The organism is Aquabacterium sp. NJ1 (assembly GCF_000768065.1).
Classification (GTDB): Bacteria; Pseudomonadota; Gammaproteobacteria; order Burkholderiales; family Burkholderiaceae_C; genus Aquabacterium.
On the sequence record NZ_JRKM01000001.1, the window covers coordinates 1945633 to 1969498 of the forward strand.

At 62.9% G+C, this 23866-nt stretch carries 26 protein-coding genes; 4 read left to right on the plus strand and 22 right to left on the minus strand.

Annotation, left to right across the window (positions count from 1 at the left end; translation table 11 throughout):
- Entirely contained in the window at positions 1-705 is a 705-nt protein-coding gene (locus JY96_RS08335) for a class I SAM-dependent methyltransferase (protein WP_035036564.1), read from the plus strand.
- Positions 706-727: 22 nt separating this feature from the next.
- Here JY96_RS08335 and JY96_RS08340 read toward each other — a convergent pair whose 3' ends face one another.
- The 12 genes from JY96_RS08340 to JY96_RS08395 form a co-directional block, all read right to left on the minus strand.
- On the minus strand, positions 728-1153 hold the full coding sequence (locus JY96_RS08340; protein WP_152606407.1) for a hypothetical protein: 426 nt from the start codon (positions 1151-1153) through the stop codon (positions 728-730).
- A gap of 176 nt (positions 1154-1329) precedes the next feature.
- Positions 1330-2712, minus strand: coding sequence for a HAMP domain-containing sensor histidine kinase (locus JY96_RS08345; protein WP_035036567.1), 1383 nt, complete (start codon positions 2710-2712; stop codon positions 1330-1332).
- Positions 2688-3353, minus strand: coding sequence for a response regulator transcription factor (locus JY96_RS08350; RefSeq protein WP_035036570.1), 666 nt, complete (start codon positions 3351-3353; stop codon positions 2688-2690). The genes JY96_RS08345 and JY96_RS08350 overlap by 25 nt, the downstream gene beginning before the upstream one ends.
- 37 nt (positions 3354-3390) lie before the next feature.
- Positions 3391-4149, minus strand: a complete 759-nt coding sequence (locus JY96_RS08355) for a membrane protein (RefSeq protein WP_035036572.1) — start codon at positions 4147-4149, stop codon at positions 3391-3393.
- A gap of 17 nt (positions 4150-4166) precedes the next feature.
- On the minus strand, positions 4167-4598 hold the full coding sequence (locus JY96_RS08360) for a hypothetical protein (protein ID WP_035041759.1): 432 nt from the start codon (positions 4596-4598) through the stop codon (positions 4167-4169).
- A gap of 36 nt (positions 4599-4634) precedes the next feature.
- Positions 4635-5417 (minus strand): membrane protein, encoded by a 783-nt coding sequence (locus tag JY96_RS08365; protein ID WP_035036574.1) that lies wholly within the window; start codon positions 5415-5417, stop codon positions 4635-4637.
- 455 nt (positions 5418-5872) lie between these two features.
- Positions 5873-6037 (minus strand): hypothetical protein, encoded by a 165-nt coding sequence (locus JY96_RS23530; protein WP_161784266.1) that lies wholly within the window; start codon positions 6035-6037, stop codon positions 5873-5875.
- Between the two features lie 78 nt (positions 6038-6115).
- Positions 6116-6598, minus strand: a complete 483-nt coding sequence (locus tag JY96_RS08375) for a GreA/GreB family elongation factor (RefSeq protein WP_035036576.1) — start codon at positions 6596-6598, stop codon at positions 6116-6118.
- Positions 6599-6641: 43 nt separating this feature from the next.
- A complete protein-coding gene (locus JY96_RS08380) occupies positions 6642-6884 on the minus strand; it encodes a hypothetical protein (RefSeq protein ID WP_035036578.1) in 243 nt (80 codons plus the stop codon).
- A gap of 306 nt (positions 6885-7190) precedes the next feature.
- A complete protein-coding gene (locus tag JY96_RS08385; RefSeq protein ID WP_035036580.1) occupies positions 7191-7895 on the minus strand; it encodes a hypothetical protein in 705 nt (234 codons plus the stop codon).
- Positions 7892-9466: a hypothetical protein gene (locus JY96_RS08390; protein WP_035036584.1), complete on the minus strand. Its 1575-nt coding sequence runs from the start codon at positions 9464-9466 to the stop codon at positions 7892-7894. The genes JY96_RS08385 and JY96_RS08390 overlap by 4 nt, the downstream gene beginning before the upstream one ends.
- A gap of 395 nt (positions 9467-9861) precedes the next feature.
- Positions 9862-11211 (minus strand): chloride channel protein, encoded by a 1350-nt coding sequence (locus JY96_RS08395; RefSeq protein ID WP_052162278.1) that lies wholly within the window; start codon positions 11209-11211, stop codon positions 9862-9864.
- Positions 11212-11261: 50 nt separating this feature from the next.
- On the opposite strand from JY96_RS08395, the gene JY96_RS08400 reads away from it, so the two are divergent.
- A complete protein-coding gene (locus JY96_RS08400) occupies positions 11262-11798 on the plus strand; it encodes a MarR family winged helix-turn-helix transcriptional regulator (protein WP_235333881.1) in 537 nt (178 codons plus the stop codon).
- 27 nt (positions 11799-11825) lie between these two features.
- On the opposite strand, the gene JY96_RS08405 is transcribed toward JY96_RS08400, so the two are convergent.
- The gene (locus tag JY96_RS08405) at positions 11826-12698 is read right to left on the minus strand and encodes a mechanosensitive ion channel family protein (protein WP_052162279.1); all 873 of its coding nucleotides are present in this window, start codon (positions 12696-12698) and stop codon (positions 11826-11828) included.
- Between the two features lie 24 nt (positions 12699-12722).
- Positions 12723-14528: a glycoside hydrolase family 15 protein gene (locus tag JY96_RS08410; protein WP_035041769.1), complete on the minus strand. Its 1806-nt coding sequence runs from the start codon at positions 14526-14528 to the stop codon at positions 12723-12725.
- A gap of 69 nt (positions 14529-14597) precedes the next feature.
- Between JY96_RS08410 and JY96_RS08415 the strand changes: the two genes are divergently transcribed.
- Entirely contained in the window at positions 14598-16832 is a 2235-nt protein-coding gene (locus JY96_RS08415; RefSeq protein WP_035036587.1) for a trehalose-6-phosphate synthase, read from the plus strand.
- A 1-nt stretch (position 16833) separates the two neighbouring features.
- Positions 16834-17589: a trehalose-phosphatase gene (otsB, locus tag JY96_RS08420; RefSeq protein ID WP_035036590.1), complete on the plus strand. Its 756-nt coding sequence runs from the start codon at positions 16834-16836 to the stop codon at positions 17587-17589.
- A gap of 146 nt (positions 17590-17735) precedes the next feature.
- Here otsB and JY96_RS08425 read toward each other — a convergent pair whose 3' ends face one another.
- The 8 genes from JY96_RS08425 to atpD are packed head-to-tail and all read right to left on the minus strand — an operon-like array spanning position 17736 to position 23826.
- Positions 17736-18551 (minus strand): F0F1 ATP synthase subunit gamma, encoded by an 816-nt coding sequence (locus JY96_RS08425; protein WP_152606409.1) that lies wholly within the window; start codon positions 18549-18551, stop codon positions 17736-17738.
- Entirely contained in the window at positions 18548-19966 is a 1419-nt protein-coding gene (locus JY96_RS08430; protein WP_035036594.1) for a F0F1 ATP synthase subunit alpha, read from the minus strand. The genes JY96_RS08425 and JY96_RS08430 overlap by 4 nt, the downstream gene beginning before the upstream one ends.
- On the minus strand, positions 19963-20739 hold the full coding sequence (locus JY96_RS22100; RefSeq protein WP_052162280.1) for a hypothetical protein: 777 nt from the start codon (positions 20737-20739) through the stop codon (positions 19963-19965). Before JY96_RS22100 ends, JY96_RS08430 begins: the two co-directional genes overlap by 4 nt.
- 12 nt (positions 20740-20751) lie before the next feature.
- Positions 20752-21003, minus strand: a complete 252-nt coding sequence (gene atpE, locus JY96_RS08440) for an ATP synthase F0 subunit C (protein WP_369796192.1) — start codon at positions 21001-21003, stop codon at positions 20752-20754.
- A gap of 27 nt (positions 21004-21030) precedes the next feature.
- On the minus strand, positions 21031-21738 hold the full coding sequence (locus JY96_RS08445; protein WP_052162281.1) for a F0F1 ATP synthase subunit A: 708 nt from the start codon (positions 21736-21738) through the stop codon (positions 21031-21033).
- A complete protein-coding gene (locus JY96_RS08450; protein ID WP_052162282.1) occupies positions 21735-22013 on the minus strand; it encodes an AtpZ/AtpI family protein in 279 nt (92 codons plus the stop codon). The genes JY96_RS08445 and JY96_RS08450 overlap by 4 nt, the downstream gene beginning before the upstream one ends.
- Positions 22010-22441, minus strand: coding sequence for a hypothetical protein (locus tag JY96_RS08455; protein WP_035036597.1), 432 nt, complete (start codon positions 22439-22441; stop codon positions 22010-22012). The genes JY96_RS08450 and JY96_RS08455 overlap by 4 nt, the downstream gene beginning before the upstream one ends.
- The gene (gene atpD, locus JY96_RS08460) at positions 22438-23826 is read right to left on the minus strand and encodes a F0F1 ATP synthase subunit beta (RefSeq protein ID WP_052162919.1); all 1389 of its coding nucleotides are present in this window, start codon (positions 23824-23826) and stop codon (positions 22438-22440) included. The genes JY96_RS08455 and atpD overlap by 4 nt, the downstream gene beginning before the upstream one ends.
- Positions 23827-23866: the final 40 nt, after the last annotated feature.

Sequence of the window (23866 nt, forward strand, 5' to 3'; positions counted from 1 at the left end):
ATGAAATCTCACATCGAACTGGTCAACAACGAACTGGATGTGCTGTCCAGCCTGGTCCCGCTGCACGCAGCGCGCATCATCGAGCTGGGCTGCGGCGCAGCGGCCCTGGCACGCGAGTTGACGCAACGCCACCCTGATGCAAGCTACGTTGGCTACGAGGTGGACCTGATCCAGCACGGGCGCAACCTCCAGGCGCCTGCGGCCGGCATGCAGTTCGAGGTCGGCGGGGCGGAGAAGATCCCGCAAGCGGATGCGCAGTTTGATCTGGCCTTGATGCTCAAGTCCTTGCACCATGTGCCGCTTGACAGCATGGACCAGGCTTTGAATGAAGTCGCCAGGGTGCTCAAGCCCGAAGGCTTCCTGTATGTGTCAGAACCGCTCTACGAGGGGGCGCTCAATGACATCGTCAAGCTGTTCAACGACGAGGGGCTCGTGCGTGCGGAAGCCCAGAAGGCGGTGGACCGCGCCACCGAATCACCTCAGGCACGTTTCGCAGAAGTGGCGCGCGTCAGGTTTGACATGCCCGTTCATTTCCAGGACTACCCACAATTCGAGCAGCGCATGATGCGCCCGACCTACAAGGACCATGGCATCGACGACGCCATGATCGAACGCGTCCGGGCGCCCTTCGAGGTGCATTGCGGCCCGGACGGCGCCCATTTCGTTCGCCCCATGCTGGTCCGTTTGCTCCAGCGCATTCGCTGATCCGGCGACGCGCCGCGCCCGTCTACTTGTCTGCAAAAAACTGGTCGATCTTGCTGCCCAGCAGGAAGCCATGGTCTTGCTCATGCAGCCCCAGATGCGCCAGGTGATCCCGGACCTGTTGCGTGACAGCGTGCACCGCCTCCAGCCCCTGTTCGGCGACCAGTTGCGCCATGAGCTCGCAACGCAAGGCCAGCAGCCCGCGCAACTCTTCCAGCTCCCGCGACTGGATGGATGACTTCTCGCCCGGCCTTCTGGCCGCCTCGGCTTGAAACGCAAGGTGCGTTCGCGCCAGCAGGTGATTGAGGTCCGCATCTGAACCCAGTGAAATGCCCAGCAGGCGGGCCAAGGTGGCGATGCGCATGCTCACAGGCAGCAACTCGTCCAATTTGCGCAAGTCGCGGTTCGAGACGGAGGCCGAGGTAAGAGAAGGCGAGTTTTCTGATGTCATCACAACGCGATTCACAATATTCTGCTTACCCGCCCCACAACGGGAGGGCGCGCACCATGCGAGCCTACTCCTGATCCAGCGGTGCGTGCAATGGGTTGGCCCGCCATGGCAGTCGGCGCACCAGTGCTGCTAGCAGTGGCACTGGCTGAATCGATCTAACGAATAAGAGACATGGTTTAGTTCGATGGGGACCGGCGAGGGAGACTCAGCGTTACCGTCAAGCCACGATCATGCTCAGGCTCCGTGCAAGTCAGGGTGACCTCGGCTTCGAGCCGAGCAGCAATTTCCTTGACGATAGACAGGCCCAATCCAGAGCCGCTTTCCTCTGTCCCCAAAATTCGATAGAACGGTTCGAAAACGCGCTCCCGCTCTGGCGCGGGAATGCCCGGACCATGGTCGCTGACGGTGATGTTGACATGCTCAGCGTTCAGGTGCACGCCGACATCGATCTGGCTTCCCTGCTGGCTGTAGCGGATGGCGTTGTCCACCAGGTTCTTCACGACGGTCAGGATCGCCATTTCATCGGCAACGACCACCGCGTCGTCGCTGTTGGTCATCCCCAGATCAATGTTTTTAGCTTCCGCCTGGTAGATGAAATCTTCAATGACTTTGCGGACCAAAAGGTCAACTGCCACCGATGATGTCGCATTTCTTGGCGAGTCAGCTTGAGCACGAGCCAACGATAAAAGTTGCTCAAGCAGATGGCGCCCCCGCTCGATTCCCTCACGGACAGTGATCAAACGGTCTTTGGCCGTGGCGGACATGTCAGCTTGTGCCAGACGCTCTGTCTGCAAAGACAGAGCCGCCAGCGGCGACCGCAGTTCATGTGCTGCATCAGCCAAGAAGCGTCGCTGCATATCCATGGATTGTTTCACTCTGGCAAGCAGCCCGTTGATGGCAGCCAGGAACGGCCGCAACTCGACAGGCACGTTGTCTACCTCTACAGGATGCAGCGCTTGTTCGGATCGGGCGTTGACCTCATCTGAAAGTTGCGTGAGCGGGGTCAGCAGCTTGCGCACCATGGTGGCGACCACCAGGACAAGCAATGGCGCGAGCAGCAGCATGGGCGCGATGGTCCGCAAGGCGCTGCCTCGCGCTATTTCATTGCGCATGCCTGCTTCCTGGGCAACGACCACGCGAGATCCGTCTGTCGTGGATCGAATCACAACGCGATAGTCTTCTCCATCCACTGACAAGGTGTGAAGTCCATCGTTGATGCTTGACGGGATGTTCAAGTTGACCGTGGACTCTGAACTACGGGCAGGCAGCCCAGTCCGTGGCACCCACTGCACTGAAACGCGGGTCTCCTCATCCGCATCGGGCGTCGATAAATCCGTATTCAAACGGCCCGCGTGCTGGCTCGGTGTCATCGCTGCCAGGACCGCGATTTGTTTGAGCATGCTGTCTTGCAACTCATGCGCTTGCGCCAGGGCTGCAGTGAATGACACGACGCCTGCAACCAGCGCTGCAAACAGACTGGTAACAGCCAGGAAGAAAGACAGCCGGAACTGAAGGGAGTGCTTCAAACGAGCCCTCAAACGGGTTTGGAAACCATCCATCCCACCCCCCTTACGTTCTTGATGATGTCTGCACCCAACTTGCGCCTGATCGCATGAATCAGGTATTCCACAGCATTGCTCTCGACTTCTTCCCCCCAGCCGTAGATGCGGTCTTCCAGTTCACTGCGTGACAAGATCGCCCCGGGGCGAATCAGCAGCGCCTGCAGCAAGGCAAATTCGCGTCCGGACAACTGGATCGGCGTCGCATCGCGGACCTGGGCCTGCCGGGTGGTGGGGTCGAGCGAAACCATCCCGTTGCCCAGTACAGGCGCCGCATTGCCATTCTTGCGCCGCAACACAGCGCGCATGCGTGCCAGCAACTCTGCCATTTGAAATGGCTTGAGCACGTAGTCATCGGCGCCCCCGTCCAGGCCTTGCAGGCGGTCATCGAGGCCGTCTCGTGCCGTGATGATGAGCAAAGGCACGGGGTTGTCTGTTGCACGCACGCTGCGCAAGACATCCAGGCCGTCCTTGCCTGGCAGCCCCAGGTCGAGCAACACAAGGTCGTAATGCTGGCTCTTCAAGGTACCCAGAGCGGTCAAGCCATTGCGTACCCAGTCCGTCGCGTATGACGCGTCCTTCAAGGCAGCAAGGACGGCCTCGCCAATCATCGGATCATCTTCCACCAGCAAGACGCGCATGCGATCTCCTGTGTCCACTTGAGGAGATCCAGTGTAATCAGTGCGTAGCCGATGCGGCACGCTGCCTGAATACCAACATGCAGCCCACCATGAATGCCAGCAGCGCCAAGGATGCGCTGTAGCGGCTCAACGCCAGGCCGCCGCTGCTCAGTGGCTTGTCGAGAAAGTCGCCCACCACGGCACCGAGCGGACGGGTCAGGATGAAGGCGCCCCAAAAGAGGGTCGTTCTGGAAATGGTGGTCCATCGGTAAGCGACCGTGATCAGTGCCAGCATCCCACCGAACAACAAGGCTGCGCCTGTGTAGCCCATGCCCGCCGTATCGGCCGTCCAGTCCCCCAGCGCGGTGCCCAAGGTCTGGGAAAACATGATCGTGACCCAGTAGAACATCTCGGCCTTGGGGGAGTTCACCGCTCCCACGGACACTGAACCCATCGTCCGGTACCAGATGTACAAGGAAGCGAGTAACAGCCCCAGCAGCAGACTGCTGCCCCCGGCGTAGCCGATCCCCAGGGAGCGATCCGCAAAGTCAGCCAGGGTGGTGCCCACGGTCGTCGTCGCGACGATGGTGATCCAGTACAGGCCAGGGTGAAACTTGCGGGCTTTGACCTGGGCAATGACCGCGACCAGGAACACTGCGGCAAAAATGCCGGTGCTGAGCAGGTAGCCCAGGTTCAAAGACATGGATGCCGCGTCACCACCGGTTTCACCCAGGGTGGTGGCGGCAATCTTGATGAGCCAGAAGCCCAAGGTGACCTCGGGGACTTTGGCCAGGGCGCGTTCGCTTGGGGTTGTCATGGCGCGGTGCTTTCGGTTCAGTGCTTGCCGGTTGGCGTAGCAAAGGTCTGCAACAAGTTGGTCATGGCTGACTTACAGTCGGGCTGAGTCGGTGCATCGGCTCGCAGTGCCTCAAGGGCCTCGTCGATTGCTTTGTCAAGCTTGTGCCAGTCCTCGGCTGCTCGAGGCTTCAATCCCGCCTCGGCCGCGTCCCAGGCCACTTCCAGATCCTTGATGCGGTCTTTTGCCTTGGGCAGATCCCCCTTATCCACCAGCGCAGCCACGTCGCTGGCGATGGCCTGGAAGGCGGACAAATCACCCAATCTGGATGCGACACCGCTTTGGGATGCCTGGGCATTTGTTGCCTTGGCGGGCGTGTCGGAGGGTTTGCTGCACCCTGCGGCGAGGGTCAGGAGCACCGCAAGGCTTGCAGCCAGAGCGGGACGGATGAGGATCTTTGGATTCGGCATGAGGAACGCTCTCAGCATGGTTTGTGTCGACAGTGCTCAGCGAGCGGGGGGGGCAAGTTTCGGGGATCTGGACTTGCGCTGTGCGTTGGCAACCAGGATGACGATCACCGACAGGAACAAGGCGCTGGTCCACATTGCCCCCATGCCGATGCCACCGTAGGCCTTGGCCTGGGTCAGCAGATCACCCAAGGCCGCGCCGAATGGGCGCGTCAGGATGTAGGCGATCCAGAAGGTCAGCACAGCGTTGCCACCCGTGCGCCACAGCGCAAACGTCAGGCTGATCAACAAGCCGAAGGTCATCACGCCAATCGTGAACCCAAGCCCCAGGGCTTCCGTGGCCAAGTCACCTGCAGCGGTGCCCAATGCAAAGGTGCACAAAATCGTGGCCCAGTAAAACAGCTCCCGACGCCTCGTCACGATGTCATGGATGGACAGGGTGCGCTCCACGCGATGCCAGACGTAGAACAGAACGGCCAGCAGTGCAGCAAATGCCGCCGTGCTGAGGTACAAACTGACCCCCAACCCGTCTGTCAGCAGGTCTGTGATCTGCGTCCCGACCACACTGACCAGCACGACGGTGAGCCAGTAGACCCAAGGCGTGTAGCGCCATGTGCGAAGTTGCATGACCAACGCGGCGAGCAAGAATGCCCCCATGACGGAACGGGTGAGGCCTTGCCCCAAACCCGCATTCACCGCAAGGAAATCCGCCACGGTTTCGCCCACGGTCGTGGACATGATCTTGATGATCCAGAAGGCCAATGTGACCTCAGGAACTTTGTTCAGCCAGGTGTTGGATGGCCGTTCAGGTATTTTTTTCATGAACCTCTCCACAAATCGACTTGCAATGCCTTCAGTCTGCGCACGAAGACTTAGCGCCGACATAGCTTGCCGATTCATGCGCGCACCCAGCCGCGACGAATCAGCGCACTGAACAAGTGCAGACGGATGCGCTCCGTCAAGCCATAGGTTGCGGCCAGGTAAAACGGGGCCATGCACCAGCTCAGGCATGCACTCACCAAAGCTGCCGCCGGGGCACCAATCATGTCGAACGGGAAGTGCACGCCCACGTAGATGCGGGCCCAGGCCACCGCCCACCACTAGGTCAGGTGGTCACTTGGGAAGGACGCGTCAGGGTAATCCCCCCGCAAAACCAGCTGGAGCAACAGCGCGGCAACGATGTAGGCCAACAGCTGCAAGGCGGTCAAGGCACCCCCCCGGGTGTGTCAACGGCATGCGCCGTGCAGCGTGGCACCCCCGCATGACCGGACGAGGCCTCAGCCCACAGCGTGCATCTGGATGAGCGCGTGATCACGCACCTCCCCAGGGTGCCCACCCAGGTTGAAAGGGATCGACGTGAACGCGACCAGGATGACCGGAACCAGGGTGGCGAGCACCACGCGGAAAAACTGGGCAGCGAAATCGTGTTGGGCATGTTTCATTTTGCAGCACCACCAATGAGTGAATCAATGCCCTGATCTTCGCGGCCCATTCTTAAGGCCTGCTGATGCCAGTGCGCCTCAATGAACCCACAGCACCTCAAACTGCAGTCGAGTTGGCGCACCCTGTATCGACACCTCATCCCCCTCGCATTTACCCAGCATGGCCCTGCCCAAAGGGGTTTCGCGGCTGATGACTTGAACGACCTCGGTACCGCTGACCAGCTTCATGCTGCCCCCATCCGGGCCGAGAAAGAGCTGTTGCTGCTTGTCGTCGGCATCGACCAGGCAGACCAGTGCGCCGAGCTGGATGCCTTTGCTGGCGTCGTAAGGGCGCGGGCGGAACTGCCGCCAATTGGCCATCGCCTGGCGGATGGCTTCGGCACGACGCGCCTGGCCGGTGGCCAGGTAAGCGGCTTCGAGCCCCAAGGTGTCGTATTTGTTTTCGGCGATGTTCTCTTCGTGCGTCGCCGTTTCATGGGCCACCCGCGCGGCCTGTTCGGCTTGCTGCAGGTCTTCGGCGAGCCGTTCCAGCACCTGCTGCTGCAGCAAGCATTTATCCATGATGAAAGCCAGGCATCTCGAACAAGCGGGGGTCAGGTCCTGATCATGGAAAGGTCAAATCCAGACCAAGCTTCCTGCCAAGGGCGAAGGTGAGGAACAACAGGGTCACGAGCAATAGCGTGAAGACAAGGGCTACTTTGCCGCCCTCGCGCAGCAACGCGCTCAGCTTCTCCTTGCCATTCTCCTTTCTGCCTTGGTCGTAATGCCACTTGATGGCGAAGAACATGCCCGTGCCCAGCACGAGCACCTTGAACACGATGAAGACTGCAGGGACCCAATCCATGATTCTCAGTATTTTCGGGGTGATGACTTGACACGATCCATCGTGAGACGCACCAGCCTTCAGGGGCGGCCCATCTCGCCGAGGTCACACCCGGATTAATGTAGATGCATTTGCTGGTGCAATGCGGTGACCGGCGAGGCCTCGAAGCTTGGGGGCTTGTTCAGATTCCTCAATGTGAGACTGCAATCAGTCTGGAGCTGCCGATTGGTGGCCGGAAGTCGGAAATGCAGCGCTTGCGGTCTGCCACAATTTTCACCCCAGTTCACGGTAACCGGCGTCAACCGGTCACTGTACTCGTTGGTCGTGCGTTCAATCGGCGGGCAGCGCATTGGCCAGCGCCATGCGGACTTCATCGTCGTTCGCCGAGCCAAACAACACGATCCATGCAGTCTCTGGGCTTGCCGGCAGGCGCGGAACGTCAGTTCCAGCTTCAAAGGCTAGGCCAATCTTGACGTGTGTCCAGAGCACATCCTTCAGGTACTGCACCTCCGTCCTCAGGCGGTCTCGTGAGCTTTCAAGCTGAAGACGGACAGCCTCGCCCCCCTCGTCATCGAACGGATTGGGAGCATGTAGATGCTCACCGGCGTGCTCGTAGATCGCGACAAATCGCTCAAGCATCTCTTTCTCCTTGCCAACCTCGAGGCGCTTAGTGCCGTCAGAGAGATGAAGGAGCTCGCAAAGCGGCCGTGGAAGGCAATGCGGCGTGATCTCGGCCAGCCGTCGCAAGATGTGTCCGACCTTCCAGTCGCGACGGTAGTTGGGGTTGTCCTTTGCCTCCGCGCGCAGCGCAGCGTACCTGGCCTCGTCGGCCATGATCCCGCCGAAGGCGACCAGCTCAACGATCTTGCGTACCTGCAGCCACATAAACTCGTTGTCGAAGATGGTTGACAACGTGCGGGGCTTCTTGGCGCCGAGGACCCGATCAATCGCCCGCAGGCGTTGCTTGACCTCAACCATCGCAGCGCGATAGCGGTCATGAGGCTGCACGGGAATTGTGGTGGACGGGATGCTCACGATTGATCTTCAGGGGTGCCAACGGCATCAAGCGATATGCCAACCGCTCTAGCAATTTTCTCCATCGCGGCTGTGCGGACGTTGCTAATGAGGGCCGGCATAGGGAAATTTTTGACCTTGCTGCGGTAGTAGTCGTGGAACTGGTAGCGGCTGCCTCCAAGATCCTGACATGCTGCAGTCGCGTCGCGCAAAACATCAAACAAGTCGACCACACCCTTGGCAACAGCCTCCATCAGACGCTCGTACTCCAGGATGGGCAGGAAGAACACTCGATTCAACGGTAGCCGGTGCTTTGAAAAATCAGGCGGCGCATCGACTCGTCCAGCACCACACACCTGGTCGAGCATCAGCCCTGTCCCAATCAAGAGATCACGGCTCGTGACGACGATCAAGTAGTGAACGCCGTCGTTCGCGTCTCTGGTATCCGGTGGATCGTCGACCAATTGATGGCTCACCGCATAGCCTTGCTTCAGAGCGCGCAGCAGGTGCGGTGTCTGCCCTCGGACGCCGCGCTCAGTCTCCTGCAACAACACGTCCTCATGGAACAGGCCCATCTTGGCCTCGACCAGCAATCGATCAGCTCCGCAACTGAGGATCACGTCGACGGCGTTGTCCGTCGAGTCGTACCGCTTCCAGTAAGCGTCTTCTGTCATGAGGGGAAGCTTGGTGGCCATCGCCAACTCCTCGACGTACCTCTCGAAAACCTTGCTAAAAGGTTCGGTGTAGCTATCCCCAAACTGCGCCAAGCGTAAGTGAACGATCTCGTCAACGCACCGATCAACGATGGCAGGGTGCCACATCACCAGGGTGCCATCGCGATGCCTGAATAATGGGTAGCGCTTGAACGCCGAGAACTCGTAGAGTTCTCGGCTGCGCGTGCCTTTGGCTCGGGGCAATTGGCGAACCAAATCCCGTAGTTCTGGCAGTGACGGAGCAAGCATCGACAAAAAGCGCTCTGTTGCGGTGCGACAGTGAGGGCGCAGCATCTCCAACGCCGCCATGTTAGGCACATGGTTGACGCCGCTCTTGGCTGCAAAGACCAATGTGATTCCAAGCATCACAAAGTACATCGGCTCCATGCCCATGACTTCGATGTATTGCTGCCGGCAGACGTGCCCCTTCGGCAGTCGATCTATCAGCCCCGACCAACGGAACAAACCCCAGATGTCCTGCTGCTGATAAGGCATCTGACAATTCAGGATCTGCCGCATCATGAGCATTACGTTGACCTTACCCAACCGGACCTTGCGCTCAATATGCGCGGCGTCGCCTCCACTCCAAAGTAGGTTGCGGAGCTCATTCAAGTGCTCAGGCGGTAGCCTGTCACCGATGCGAAGGGGCGAAGCGCCTTGCAGTGCCCATTTGGCGATCAACACCAGCAGCCAGGGAAACTTCTCCAGCGCCTCATGGGGATCGGCCGGGGCACTTCGCAGAACCACCATGACGGCATCCACGACAGAGCCAGCGCTGAACTTGTCGAGATGAGCGAGGACCGTACGAAGAGAATCTGCCCAAGGCAGACCCGGCTCTTCGGCTTCTGCGTCCGATGGCATTTGTACGGGATCGATCATTGTGAGCGTCCTCCCCGAACGCCTGCAGTCCAACTTTTCGGCAAATAGTTTAGGGGGTAAGGTCGGTGCTTTTGCTCAGTGCTCTAAGCGTACGAACATGGAGTGCCGCGTATCAAGACTGTCGAACTCGGCTATGAGCCGCTTCATCAGGGTTTATCAGCCCCCACGTTGCAACAGAGATTGACTGCTTGTTCCGCTAGTCGCCGTTCAGCCACCCGAGCCGACCGACTGCCCCCAGCCCTGCTCCGCCATTGCACTGCAAGCAGCTGTGACGCAGCGCTTGCCGCCATTCAGCCCCGCGCTTCGGGCGACCGTTTCACACCAAAGAGCATTCAACTCGCCGTGGGCTCGCACGCCCAACGCGCCCTGCAACGAGCTCGAAGGCAGTTAGCACCTCATGGCGCAGGTGGTGCCGGTGGTGCCGAACGCTGCCCCGCGACCACCTGCTTGAGCAGCAGGCCCGCCAGCGTCCCGTACAAGGGCTTGCTGATGACCCTGGAGATGCCGCTGGCGATCAGGGCGCAGGCCATCAGGCTGAGCACCATGGCGTGGCCGTCCACCATTTCCATCACGATGATGAAGGAGGTCAAGGGCGCCTGCGTGGCCGCGGCCAGGAAACCGGCCATCCCCAGCGCGATCAGGATGGGGGCTTGCGGGAACTGGAGCAGCTGCGCCACATCGTTGCCCAATGCGGCACCGATGGCCAGCGAGGGCGCAAAGATCCCGCCGGGCACGCCTGACCAGGTCGTCAGCCAGGTCGCCACAAACTTCAGCACCACATAGATCAAGGAGGTGGACTCGGCCCCCTCCAGCATGGTGCGGGTGTGCGTATAACCGCTGCCAAATGTCATGCCTTGCGTCACCACGCCGATCACCGCAATCGCCAGGCCGCACAGGCCGGCAAAGGCAACGGGTTGGCGCGCACGAAAGCGGTTGAAGCGGTCGTTTGATTGCCCGCTCAATGAGGCAATCAGCGTCTTCGAAAACACGCCGCCGGCCAGCCCGCTCAGGATCGCCACCAGCAAGCCCGGCAGCACGGTGGACCACCCCACCTGCGACACGTGGATGACGCCAAAGTAGGTGGCGTTCCCGTTGATGGACACGGACACCAGGCCCGCCAGCACGATCCCCGCGATCAGCAGGCCACTGTTGCGCTTTTCCGGCGCCCCTGCGAGCTCTTCGATGGCGAACATCACGCCGCCCAGGGGCGTGTTGAATGCGGCCGCAATGCCTGCCGCACCGCCTGCGACCAGCAAGCCGTGTTCGTTGACCAAGGTGCGCCGGGGAAGCCAGCGCCGCACACTGACCATGACGCCCGCGGCGATCTGCACGGACGGGCCCTCACGCCCCAGAGAGAGCCCAGCGAGCACGCCCCAGCAGGTCAGAAAGATCTTGGCCAGCGTCAGGCGCAGCGACACCAGCAGGCTGCGCTGCGCGGGCACCATGGCCCCTTCCAGGGTCGCCACGACCTGCGGGATGCCGGACCCCGCCGCGCCGGGGGCAAACCTGCGCGTGGCCCACACGATGGCGCAGGTGCATGCAGGCGTCAGCAACAGCGGCATCCACCAGACTTGCTTCTGCCAGCTGGAAAACCACGCCAGCGCGTGTTCGGTCAGCCACGTGAAGGCCACGACAGTCAGGCCCGCCACAGCGGCCGTCGCCACGACCAAGCCTCTCGACAGCCACAGCCGCCAGTCGCTGATCTCCCTGTGCAGGGCCAATATGGAATGGGAGTCAGGCTTCATGGATGTCATGACGGCATGTTAACGTTGCACCAGGCTCCATCCAGAAATCCATGAGCAGCAAATCCGTTGCGCCGTCCACGGCGAGTTCGATGACCCAGCCCCCAACTCACCCAAGCCCGCCGAACGCCACGGAGACGCAAAAGCAAGTCCTGCGGCAGTTTCGAATCGTCTTCAACGCGGTCAAGACGCACTTCCGCCAGGTCGAAAAAAGCGTGGGCATTGGTGGGGCTCAACTCTGGGCACTCAGTCTGATCCAGCAGCACCCCGGCATGGGCGTGGGCGAACTGGCGCTGGCCATGGATGTGCATCAGTCAACCGCCAGCAACCTGGTCAGGGCGCTGGTCGAGCAAGGCCTGATCAAGACAGCCAAGAGCGAGAAAGATGGGCGTGCCGTGGTGCTGACCGTGCTGCCTGCCGCCAACCGCGTGATCACCAAGGCCCCCACCCCCTTCACAGGCGTGCTGCCTGAAGCGCTGGCGCGACTGGACCCGGCAACGCTCAAGCGCCTGGATCGCGACCTGAGCAAGCTCATCGCCCTGCTGGAGGCAGACGAAAGCGCCGCCAATACCCCGCTGGGGCAATTGTGAGGTGACCGTGCGGGATGCATGCCTTGCCTACGAGGTGGCGAGTGGCCGTGCCCCCGGGTGAATGGCCAACTGCGGGAAGGGGATCTCGATGCCCTCTGCATCAAAGCGATTCTTGAGCCGCAAGAGGAAGGCGCGCTTGACATCCCACTGCTGGAGCGGTGCGACCTTGAAGCGCCCCCGCACGATGACGGCCGAGTCGTCCCAGCGCTCCACGCCCGCCAGTTCGAAATCTTCCACGATGCGATCCAGAAAGACGGCATCGGCCCGCATGCCGGCAGCGACATCCTTCATGACGGTCATCACGCGGTCGAGGTTCTCCTTGTAGGCCACGCTCACGTCGACAACGGCATATGCGAAGCCCCGGCTCATGTTCACCACGCTGGTGACGATGCCGTTGGGCACGAAGTGCACGTTGCCGTCGTAGTCCCTCAGGCGGACATAACGCAGCGTCACCTCTTCCACGAGCCCGGCATGGTCGCCCAGCTGGACGACGTCACCCTGGCGAATCTGGTTTTCGATCAGCAGAAAGAAGCCCGTGAAGTAGTCTTTGACCAAGGCCTGAGCGCCAAAGCCGACGGCCAGGCCCACCACGCCTGCGGCGCCCAGGATCGGGGCCACCGATACGCCCAGTTCGGCCAGAACGAGCATGCCGGCCACCAGGGAAATGGCCACGGCCGCCATGTAGCGAAAGACACGGCCCAGGGTTTCCGCACGCTGCACGGCCTCGCGGTCACCAAATCGCGTGGCGATCCGGATGCGCAAGGCGCGGATTGCACGCTGCGACAGCACGATGCCCCACCAGGCCGCCACGATGATGAGCGCGATGCGCAGGGCACTCTTGATGCCGTTGTCCAGGGCGTGAAGGTCACCCGTTGCCAAGTTGAGCCAATCTGGCTGCATGTCAAACTCCGAAACAAGAAGAGGTCAGACCGCGCTGTCCCATGGCTCGGACAGGTTCACGGCGCCGTTGATGACGCCGACCATGGAGTAGGTCTGTGGGAAGTTGCCCCACAACTCCCCGCCCTGCAGCGCCATGTCTTCTGACAGCAGGCCGACGTGGTTGCGCCGGGCCAGCAGGGCCTCGAAGCAGTCACGCGCCTCCTGCTGGCGGCCGATGCGGGCGAGCGCATCCACCCGCCAGAAGGCGCACACATTGAAGGCGGACTCCGGTCGGCCGAAATCGTCCTCGGCTTCGTAGCGACGCATGTAAGGCCCATCGCACAGCGCCGATTCCAACGCATTGACCGTGCTCACGAACCGCGGGTCCCGCGCGGGCAGAAAGCCCACCTCGGCCATGAGCAGCACGCTGGCGTCCAGCTCCATGCCACCAAAGCTTTCGACAAAGGCCTGACGCTTTTCACTCCAGGCGCATTCGATGATGCGGCGGTGGATGATGTCCGCCCGGCCGCGCCAGTGCGCCGCACGATCGGGCAGCGCCAGTGCCCTCGCGATCTTGGCCAGGCGATCGCAGGCCGCCCAGCTCATGAGCGAGGAAGAGGTGTGCACGCGTGCGCGCGTGCGCAACTCCCACATGCCGGCATCCGGCTGATCATGCAGCTGCCAGGCCTTGTCCCCCATGGTTTCAAGCAGATGAAAGTCGCTGGCGTTCGCGGGCCTGAACAGGCGCTGGTCATGGAAGGCCTGTGCCGCACCCATGACGATGTTGCCGTAGACGTCATGCTGAAAGTGCTCGAAGGCCTGGTTGCCCACACGCACAGGCCCCATGCCCCGATACCCCGGCAGGCCGGTCAGGATGTGCTCGGTCAGCGTGCGCTCCAGCCCGATGCCGTACAAGGGTTGAACATGCCCCTCTGCACCACGCACGATGTCGTGCAGCCAGCGCAGGTAGTCTTCCATGGTCCCTACCTCGGACAAGCTGTTGAGCGCGCGCACCACAAAGAAGGCATCGCGCAGCCAGCAGTAGCGATAGTCCCAGTTGCGGCCACTGTCCGGCGCTTCGGGAATGCTGGTCGTCATGGCGGCCACGATGGCGCCTGTTTCCTCGAACTGGCACAGCTTGAGCGTGATGGCCGAGCGGATCACGGCATCCTGCCACTCCAGCGGCACCGCCAGGCGGCGCGTCCATTGCCGCCAGTGCTGCAAGGTCTGCTCTTCAAAGTCACGCGCCGTTTCTTCGACACCAGCGGTCAACGTTTCGTCGGGGCCGAAGATCAGACTGACGGGCTCATGCAGGGTGAACCAGGTGCCTTCTGCAACGTAGGTCGGTGACGCGCTGGTGGTCAGGCGCAAGGTGATGCCAGGCAGCAAATAGCGCAGGTGGTTGCTGCCCCGGGACACCTCGGGATCCTGTTGCCCCCACTCGCCCCGGGGCCGGACCACCACGCGAATGCGAGGATGCCCGCTGAGGATGCGAATGCGCCGCACCAGCTGCGCGGGCCGGAACATGCGGTCGCGCTGGCGGAACCTCGGCGCAAAGTCCGTGATCTCGATGGCTTGCCCGTGTTGATCGAACAAGCGGGTGCGCACGATCGCGGTGCCACGCTCATAGAACTGTTCCGTGCGCACCATGCCTTCGAGCTCGACACGCAGGCGCCCCTGCTCCGCGTCGTCTTGAGGCGCGCCCAACAGGGCGTGGAAAACAGGGACGCCATCGAAGCGTGGCATGCAGCACCACACCATGTCACCCCGGATGTCAACCAGGGCACTGATGGCGCAATTGCCCACGAGGGCAAGGTCCAGGCTGGTCTGGGAAAAGTTGTTTGCAGGCATTTGCATTTGTACAAATATATAATGAAACCCCGAAACAGTGCGTGGCGTGGCAGGCCCAACCTCAAACGGATGAAGACCATTCGACTTCAACTGCGCTTTCTGTTGCCTTTGCTGGCCATCTTGCTCGCTGCAGCTTTCGTCGCCCTCCCCCTGATGGACAGGTTGACCCTGCGCTGGTTTGCCCGCGACCTCAACATCCGTGGCGAGCTCATTTCCAACACCTTGTCGGACTCCATCCTCGATGCCTCCGTCGATGGGAAATCCAACAAGCTTCAGGCGCTGTTTGACCGCGCCGCGCAGGATGAACGCCTCGTGGCCATCGGCCTGTGCGGTGCAGATGGTTCACTGTTGCTGAAGACGCCGGCTTACCCCTCATCGCTCGATTGCGATCAGGCACGCGACATATCGGAGCAGACCAATCCGCAGCTGGACTTGCCATCCGGCGCGGTGCACGTTGGCTCGCACCCCGTCAACCTGGGCACGGGCGCGACCGGCCAACTGGTGGTGCTGCACGATCTGAGCTTCATCGCACGCCGCAGCGAAGACACCCGCCACTATCTGGTGATCTTCATCACCGGGCTGGCATTGGCCATTGCCTTGATCACGGTGGTGGTGGCGCAGATCAGCTGGCGCGGCTGGGTATCGGGCATGCAGGCCATCTTGCGGGGCGAGGGCATCTTGTCACCCATGGTGGCCAACAGGCCAGAGCTGCAGCCCTTCGCCACCGAAATCCGCGCTCGCCTGCGGGATCTGGAAGACGAGTTCCGGCGCAGCCAGGGCTTGATCTCGGAATGGGACCCTGAGCGCCTGCGCGCCCTGCTGCGCACGCAGTTGCGCGGCGACCAGCTCATCGTGGTGTCCAACCGCGAACCCTATATCCACGAGAAGGGACCGGATGGCATCGTGGTCAAGCGGCCCGCCAGCGGGCTGGTGACGGCCGTTGAGCCCGTGATGCGTGCCTGCTCGGGCACCTGGATCGCGCATGGCAGCGGCTCCGCCGACGCGCTGGTGGTTGACGCCCACGACCGCGTCAGCGTGCCACCCGAGAGCAACGAATACCAGTTGCGTCGCATCTGGATGACGCCAGAAGAAGAGCAAGGCTATTACTACGGCTTCGCCAATGAAGGCATGTGGCCACTGTGTCACGTGGCGCATGTGCGCCCGGTGTTTCGTGAGTCGGACTGGGAGGCCTACCGCGCCATCAACCAGCGCTTTGCCGACGCCGTGGTGGCCGAAGCAAAAGGCGAGGACCCTGTGGTGCTGGTACAGGATTACCACTTCGCCCTGCTGCCGGCCATGATCCGCGCCAAATTGCCCCGCGCGACCATCCTGACGTTCTGGCACATTCCCTGGCCCAACCCGGAGTCCTTTGGCATCTGCCCCTGGAGAAGGGAGATTCTGCAAGGCATGCTGGGCAGCACCATCCTGGGCTTTCACACGCGCTTTCATTGCAAGAACTTCATGGAAACGGTGGACCGTTTTCTGGAGGCGCGCATCGAGCAGGAGCACTCCACCATTTCCTATCGAGACGACGAAACGCTGGTGGAGAGTTACCCCATCTCCATCGCTTGGCCTTCCGAAGCTGAGACGCAGGCCTGGCCTTCCGTTGAAACCTGCCGCCAGCGTGTCTTCGAGCGGCTTGGCTTGAGGCCCGACACCTGCCTGGCGGTGGGCGTGGACCGTTTCGACTACACCAAGGGCATCCTGGAGCGGCTGCACGCGGTCGAGCGCTTGCTCGAAAAGCACCCGCAATGGATCGGCCGTTTTGTGTTCGTCCAGGTGGCAGCGCCCACACGCTCTTCACTGGAGGAGTACCGCGCCTTCCAGGAGCGCATCCATCGGGTCACGGACCGGATCAACCAACGATTCGGCACCGACACGTATCAACCCGTCCATCTGCTGGCGTCCCACCATGAACACGACGCCGTCAATGAACTGTTCCGTGCGGCCCACATGTGCGTGGTGACCAGCCTGCACGACGGCATGAACCTGGTCTGCAAGGAATTCGTGGCGGCCCGAGACGACGAGCAAGGCGTGCTCATCCTGAGCCGCTTCGCTGGCGCGGCCCGTGAGATGCCCGAAGCGCTGATCGTGAACCCGTATCACGTCGAGGAGACCGCCGACGCCTTGCACCGAGCTGCCTCCATGCCGGCAGCAGAGCAACACGAACGCATGGCCAGCCTGCGCGTGACCGTTCGCGAATACAACGTCTACCGATGGGCTGGGCGCATGCTGGCCGATGCCAGCCGCTGGCGCATGCGGGAACGCATCGAGGCCAGAGTACAACGACACATGAGCAGCTGACATGAGGCACCTGTTATCGGCCGAGGGTACGGCCTCACTGACGACCCAGATCCTGCGCAAGCCACTGCTGGCCTTCGATTTCGATGGCACGCTCGCGCCCATTGTTTCCAGGCCAGATGACGCCAGGGTCTCCATGCCCGTTGCCAGACGGCTCAAGGCGCTATCGGCCCACCTGAGCATCGCCATCATCTCCGGGCGAAGCGTGGACGACGTGCTGGGCCGACTGCAGTTCGAGCCCGCCTACGTGATCGGCAACCACGGTGCGGAAGACCCGGCCATGCCGCCGGATCAGGACCACGCACAGGTACTGGATGGCTTTCGCATGCGCTTGAAAGGCGCGCGCGTCCTGCTGGACCAGGTGGGTGTCGTCGTCGAGGACAAGGGGGCCTCCCTGGCCCTGCACTACCGCCTGGCGCGCGATCGGCACGCTGCCTCGAACGCCATCGCAGGCCTGCTGGCCAGACTGGACCCGGGCCTCAAGGCGTTCGGCGGCAAATTCGTCGTCAATGTGGTGTCGAAATCAGCCCATGACAAGGCGCAGGCCCTGGCCACGCTGGTCAGTCGCTGCCAGGTGGACTGCGCGGTGTTTGTCGGCGACGACATCAACGACGAACCCGTGTTCGCACGCCATGACCCGAACTGGCTGACGGTGCGGGTCGGGCGGGATGACGCCAACTCTCAGGCTCAGTTCTTCATCGACAGTGTGAGCGAGATGCCCGCCATGCTGGACCTCATGCTGGCCGCGCTTTCGTCATGAACATTCGTGCGCTGGGGCCGAGAAAATACCATTTGTACAAATATAATCAAGGCTCTGGCGGATTTGAATTTTGATCAAGCAGTCAGAGCGACTTTTTTCGGAGCCCGCTGGGCTCCGTTTTTTTTGTGCGTGCAGCACGACACCAGTCACGGCCCGCCCGACACCATGGCACTGCTGGCCAGGGTCTCCAGCTCATTGGTGATGTTGGCCTGCCTCAGGGCGGCATGACGTTGCCGCAGGGCACGGCCCAATTCATCCAGGTGGTCCTGCGCGCGCTGCATCTGGGCCAGGCGCCAGTGGTTCTCCTGCTCCAGCGAGGCATACAGTGCACCTTGAATCGCCAGGCGCAGGGCCTGGCGGTTCAAGGCCTCGCGCAAGGTGCTCACCGGCAGATATGTTTGCGGCGCATGGCGTGCCGTGCACGCAAGCGGCGAGGCCGGCGGCCACAGTTGCTGGCGCACCAGCCCATCGTCGCCGGCGTACAGCAAGCCGATCCGGTCGCCCCCCTGCAGGGCCAGGTTCACTTGATCCAGCCAGGCATCCAGCACCATGTCGGCCTCTTGCGATGTGGCACAACCCGGCAAGGCCTGCAGCTCGTCGCACTGGCCCTCCAGCTGCATCAACAGGCGGCGACTGGCGATCAGCAAGCTCGCCTGCGGGTCGTCGGCACGCAGGGCGCTTGCCGACGCGGCCAACTGGGCATTGAAGGCGCCGCAAAAACCGCGCTCGGCGCCCAGCACCAACCAGGTTTGCCGCCCGCCCGCGGGCTCGCCCGCTTGCGACTCACCCTCGGCGATCACCCCCAGGGCATCAGACAAGGCTTCATGCGCCAGGGCGTGGGCCTGCCTCATGCGCGAGACACGCTGCAGCTCCGCAAAGGCCAGGTTCTTCATCGACTGCACGATCTGGCGCAGCTCTTCAAGCAATTTGCCGCGTTCGCGCAGCACGGTCTCGCCACTCATGGCGCGCGCCCCAGCCAGTTGGCCACCGCAGCCACCCACTGTTCACGCGGCACACTCAGGCCGGGTGCGGCAGGCAGATGCTCGGACAGGTCTGCCAGGGCCCGCTGCAGGCTGGCCTGATCAAGCTCGCTGAGCCAACCTTCGTTGAGCGCCACCAGCCAGGCCATGTTGTAAGCCACGGGCCGAGGTGCCAGCCGGCTCTGGCGAAACAAGGCCTGCAACAAATGGCCGCGCTTCATCTTGGCGGCCGTCTCGTCATCGAGGTGGGTGCCAAAGCGCGTGAAGAGCTCCAGCTCCAGGAACTGCAGATAGTCCAGGCGCAGGCGCTTGCATTCATGGGCAATGGCGCGGTCTTGCGCCTTGCCACCGATGCGCGACACCGAGGTGCCCACATCGATGGCCGGGAACATGCCCGCGGCCACCAGCTTGTTGCTCAGGTAGACCTGCCCGTCCGTGATGGAGATCAGGTTGGTGGGGATGTAGCTGGATATCTCGCCCAGTTGCGTGGGCACGATGGGAATGGCCGTCATGCTGCCCCCGCCCAGGGCCGCACTGAGTTGCGTCGAGCACTCCAGGAGGCGCGAATGCAGATAGAAGATGTCCCCCGGATAGGCCTCGCGACCCGGCGTGCGCCGCAGCAGCAGCGACAACTCGCGGTAGGCTTGCGCATGCTTGCCCAGATCGTCGTAGACGATGAGGGTGTCGTGCCCCGCGTGCATCCAGGACTCGGCCAGGGCACAGCCCGCGAACGGCGCGAGGTATTGCAGGCCGGGCAGCGTGCCGGCCTCGGCGACCACGACCGTCGTGTGTGCCAGGGCGCCCTGCTCGGTGAGCACGCGCAGGGTCTCGGCCACTTCCGCGCGGCGTTGCCCGATCAGCACAAGCACGCAGCGCACGCCTTGATCATGTTGGTGAAGGATGGCGTCCAGCGCGATGGCGCTTTTGCCCGTGCCGTCGTCGCCGATCAACAGTTCGCGCTGCCCCCGGCCGATGGGCAGCAAGGTATCGATGATCGTGTTGCCGGTGTAGAGCGGACGGTTGACCGGGTCACGCTCGATGATGGCCGGCGAGCGCGCATCCATGGGGCGCTGGTCGGTGAGCACCGGCGCGGGCAGGCCGTCCAGCGGCCGCCCCAGGGGGTCCACCACGCGCCCCAACAAGGCATCACCACACGCCAGGTTCAGCCTTTGCCCGCTGCGGCGCATGCGCAAGCCCGCGGTCAGGTCCCCCGTCTGCTCCAGCAGGATGCAGCCCACCAGCGCTTCGTCCAGCTGGAACACCCAGGCGCGGCTGCCATCCTGGGAGACCAGCACCTCGCCCAGCGAGACGGAAGGCAGGCCCTGCAGCCAGGCGATGCCATCGGCCAGACCGATGACCGTGCCCACTTCCTCGATGACCAGACCAATGGGGTTCATGCCGGCGCCACCACCGGTGGGGTGTCGAGGGGCGCCTGCACGAAGGCATCGACGCCATGACGCAAGCTGGCCTCCAACTGGTGGCCGGGCAGGTGCGCGCAGATGCCTGACAGCAAAGACGGGTCTTCACGCCAGACGACCTTGGCGGCCTGCCCCATGAGGGCACTGAGTTGCGCTTCGACACGTTCGCACAGCACCGTCGACGGCGGGTAGGCCGTGCTCACGTCGATGACCGGCGCGTCGCTGCGGGACTGCGCCCAGCCATCACGCAAGGCCAGCGTGGCCTGGTCGGACTGCGCAGCCAGATCCGCGAGAAAGACATCGATGATGGCCGCCTCCAGCGCCGGTGAAGCCAGGCGCGCCATGTACGCCGAGACAAAGGCCGAGGTGCGCTGGCGCATGACCTGTTCACTCTGGTCACACAGGCGCATACGCTCCTGCTCCGCACGGGCCTTGGCCTTGTCCCGCTCGGCCTGCAACTCGGTATCGAGCACCTGCATGCGCTTTTGCTTGAGCGCGGCCATGTCGGCGCTCAACGCCGCCTCGGCCTTCACGCGTTGCGCGGCCAGATCGGCCATCTGCTGCTTGAGTTCTTGCGCGCTGGCTTGCACCGCTGCGCGCTGTTCTGCCAGCTCCCGGGCCTGCATCGCTTCCCGATCCGCCTTGGCCTGGAGCGCGGCCTGGATAGGGCGGAACAGAAATCGGTTGAGCAGCCAGATCAACACCAGGAAGTTGATGATCTCCAGGACGAAGGTGGTGCCGTCAAGTTCCATGGTGGCCTCCCGTTACTTGAGAAAGTACTCCAGCAAAGGGTTGCGAAACAGGATGATCAGGGCGATGACCAGGCAGTAGATGGCCAGCGATTCGATCATCGCCAGGCCAATGAACAGCGTGCGGCTGATGGACTTCTCGGCCTCGGGCTGCCTGGCCAGCGCATCCAGCGCGGCCGCAATGGCCTTGCCCATGGCCACGGCCGGGAAGAAGACGCCCAGGGCGATGACCAGGCCGGCCACCACGGTCGACGCCAGGCTGAACATGTGCAGATCATTCATGGAAGTTCCTTGTCAAGATGAGGAAGACGTAGGCGGCGTTGCATCGTCACCCCGATGCGCCTCGCTGACCTCCAGCGCACTGGCGATGTAGATCAGGGCGAGCATGCCGAAGATGTAGGCCTGCACCAAGGCTTCGACCACATGCAGCAGGAGCAGGGGGATGGGGATGAGCAAGCCCGCCACCAGCAGCACCAGCATGGCGGCCATCTCCAGGCTCATCATGTTGCCGAACAGGCGGATGGCCAGGGCCAGCGTGCGCGTGACCTCGCTGATCAGGTGAAAGGGCAGCAGGATGGGGCTGGGCGACAGGTAGTGCTTGAGGTAGGGCCCCAACCCTGCGGCGCGGATGCCATACACGTGCACGGCCACGAAGACGATCACGGCCAATGCGCTGGTCACGGAAAGATCGCGCGTCGGCGATGACAGCCCCGGCACCAGCCCCAGCAGGTTGGACAGCAGGATGAACAACCACAAGCTGGCGACGAAGGGCAGCACGCGGGCCACATGCTGCGGCGCGACGACCTCGGCCACGGCGTCGTGCATCAGGGTGTAGGCTGCGCTGGCCAGGCGCGGCACGGCCCCACCGTCTCGACGCAGAAGAAGCCCGATGCGCCAGGACACACCCGCCAGCAAAACGGTGATCAACACGGACAGGATCAAGGGCTCACGCAGGGCGATGCCGTGCCATTGCAGCCAGACCGATGCGTCCAGGCCCGTCATTGGCCGTGCTCCTTGAAGAATCGGTAGACGTTGTAGATGCCCACGGCCAGCCCCAGCAGGATCAGGTTGATCGTCCATCGGAACGAGTAGCCAGCGGCCTGCTCGTCCAGCCAGCGGCCCAGGTAGGCGCCCGCGATCAAGGGCACCGTCAGCAGCAAGCCCGCCGTGCCGCCGGTGACCAGCAAGCCCAGCACGCCGCGCGTTCGAGGGGTGCGCAGCTGGCGGATCTGCCGGGACAGCTGCTTGCGCAACCGATCGTCGTCCTCGTCGCTCATGATGTCGCCTGCCCGGTCTGGGCCAGTTGCTGCATGCGTTGGTAGAGGGCCTGGTCCAATTGCGCCACGCTGTCTCGGGTACTCATGCGCAGTGTGCGCTCGCTGGCCAGCAGATCATCCAGTTGATGTTGTAAAGACTCAGGCTCCTCACCCAGCAGGAAGCGCCGGCTGACCATGCGAACCTGCGTTGAGCTCGCGCCACGCTCGCAGAGCAACAAGCCGCCAGCGCTGGCGCCATGCTGCCAGCCTGGGCCCTGGCTCGTGCGGTACCGGAACAAGCCGGGCTCCAGGACCGTGACCAGACCGGCGTGGCCGGGCAGGATGCCGAACTGCCCGGACGCGTCTTGCGCAATCAGGCTCATGACCTGATCGAGGCGGGTCGCGCTGCGCCCATCGAGCAACATCACGGTGATGGTCGGTGCGCTCATGTGGGCATGGCCCCCTTCATGTAGCACGCGTCTTCGGTGAGGTGGTCATACGCGCCATCGAGGAAGCGTTCGCAGTCGGCCAGCACGGTGTCGAGCGGCACCGTCTCGCCAGCCAGGCCCGAGTGATCGGCCACGACAAAGAAGGGCTGGGTCAGGTAGCGCTGCAGCCGGCGTGCGCGCATCACGATGCGGCGGTCATCGGGCGACAGCTCTTCGATGCCCAGCATGGCGATGATGTCCTCCAGCTCCTTGTAGCGGGCCAGGTGCTCGCGCACGCCCGAGGCCACCCGGTGGTGGCGCTCGCCCACGAGGCGCACATCCATCATGCGGCTGTTGGATGCCAGCGGGTCCACCGCCGGGTAGATGCCCCGCGCGGCCTGGTCACGCGACAACACCACCACCGTATCCAGGTGGGCCTGGATGGCCGCGATGGACGGGTCACTCATGTCGTCAGCCGGGACGTATACCGCCTGCACGGCGGTGATCGCACCCTGCGCGGTTGAGAGGATGCGTTCTTCCAGGCTGGCGATCTCGGTGAGCAAAGTGGGCTGGTAACCCACACTGGACGGCATGCGCCCCAGCAGGCCCGATATCTCGGTGCCGGCCTGGATGAAGCGAAACAGGTTGTCCATCAGGAACAGCACTTCGCTGTGACCGGCATTGCGCAAGGCCTCGGCGCAGGTCAGCGCGGTGAAGCCGGTGAAGAAGCGCACACCAGGCGTTTCGTCCATCTGGCCGAAGACCATGACCGAGCGGTCCATCACGCCAGCTTCGCGCATTTCATGCCACAGCTCGTGGCCTTCTCGGATGCGTTCGCCCACGCCGGCAAAGACCGATGCCCCCTGGTACATGCTGCTCACGGCATGCATGAACTCCATCATCAGCACCGTCTTGCCGACGCCGGCGCCGCCAAACAGCCCTGTCTTGCCCCCGCGCACGAAGGGGCACAGCAGATCGATGACCTTGACGCCCGTGGGCAAGATGTGTTTGCCGGGCACGGTGTCGATGAGCAGCGGCGGTGCCGCGACCACGGGCCGGCATGCCACCTGGCTCAGCGGCGGGCCACCGTCCAGGGGCTGGCCCAACACATTGATCAGCCGCCCGAGGCAGCCCTCGCCCGCGGGCACCGACAAAGGGGCGCCGCTGTCGTGAACGGGCATGCCCCGCGCCAGCCCGTCCGAGGTTTGTAAAGCAATGGCGCGGACCATGTGCTCTGACACGTGTTGCACCACCACCAGCATGATTTGATGCTGGTTCAGCGAGACGGTCAGGAGGTGGCCAAGTTGTGGCAGCGGCGTGCCACGCACATCCACGACCGTGCCCCGCACGGCCGCCACCTCATGACGGGCCTGCACGGCCAACGGCAAAGCATGCCAGGTATCCATCTGCACCGAGTCCCCTGTCCGCCCGCACAGCGGGCCCTTC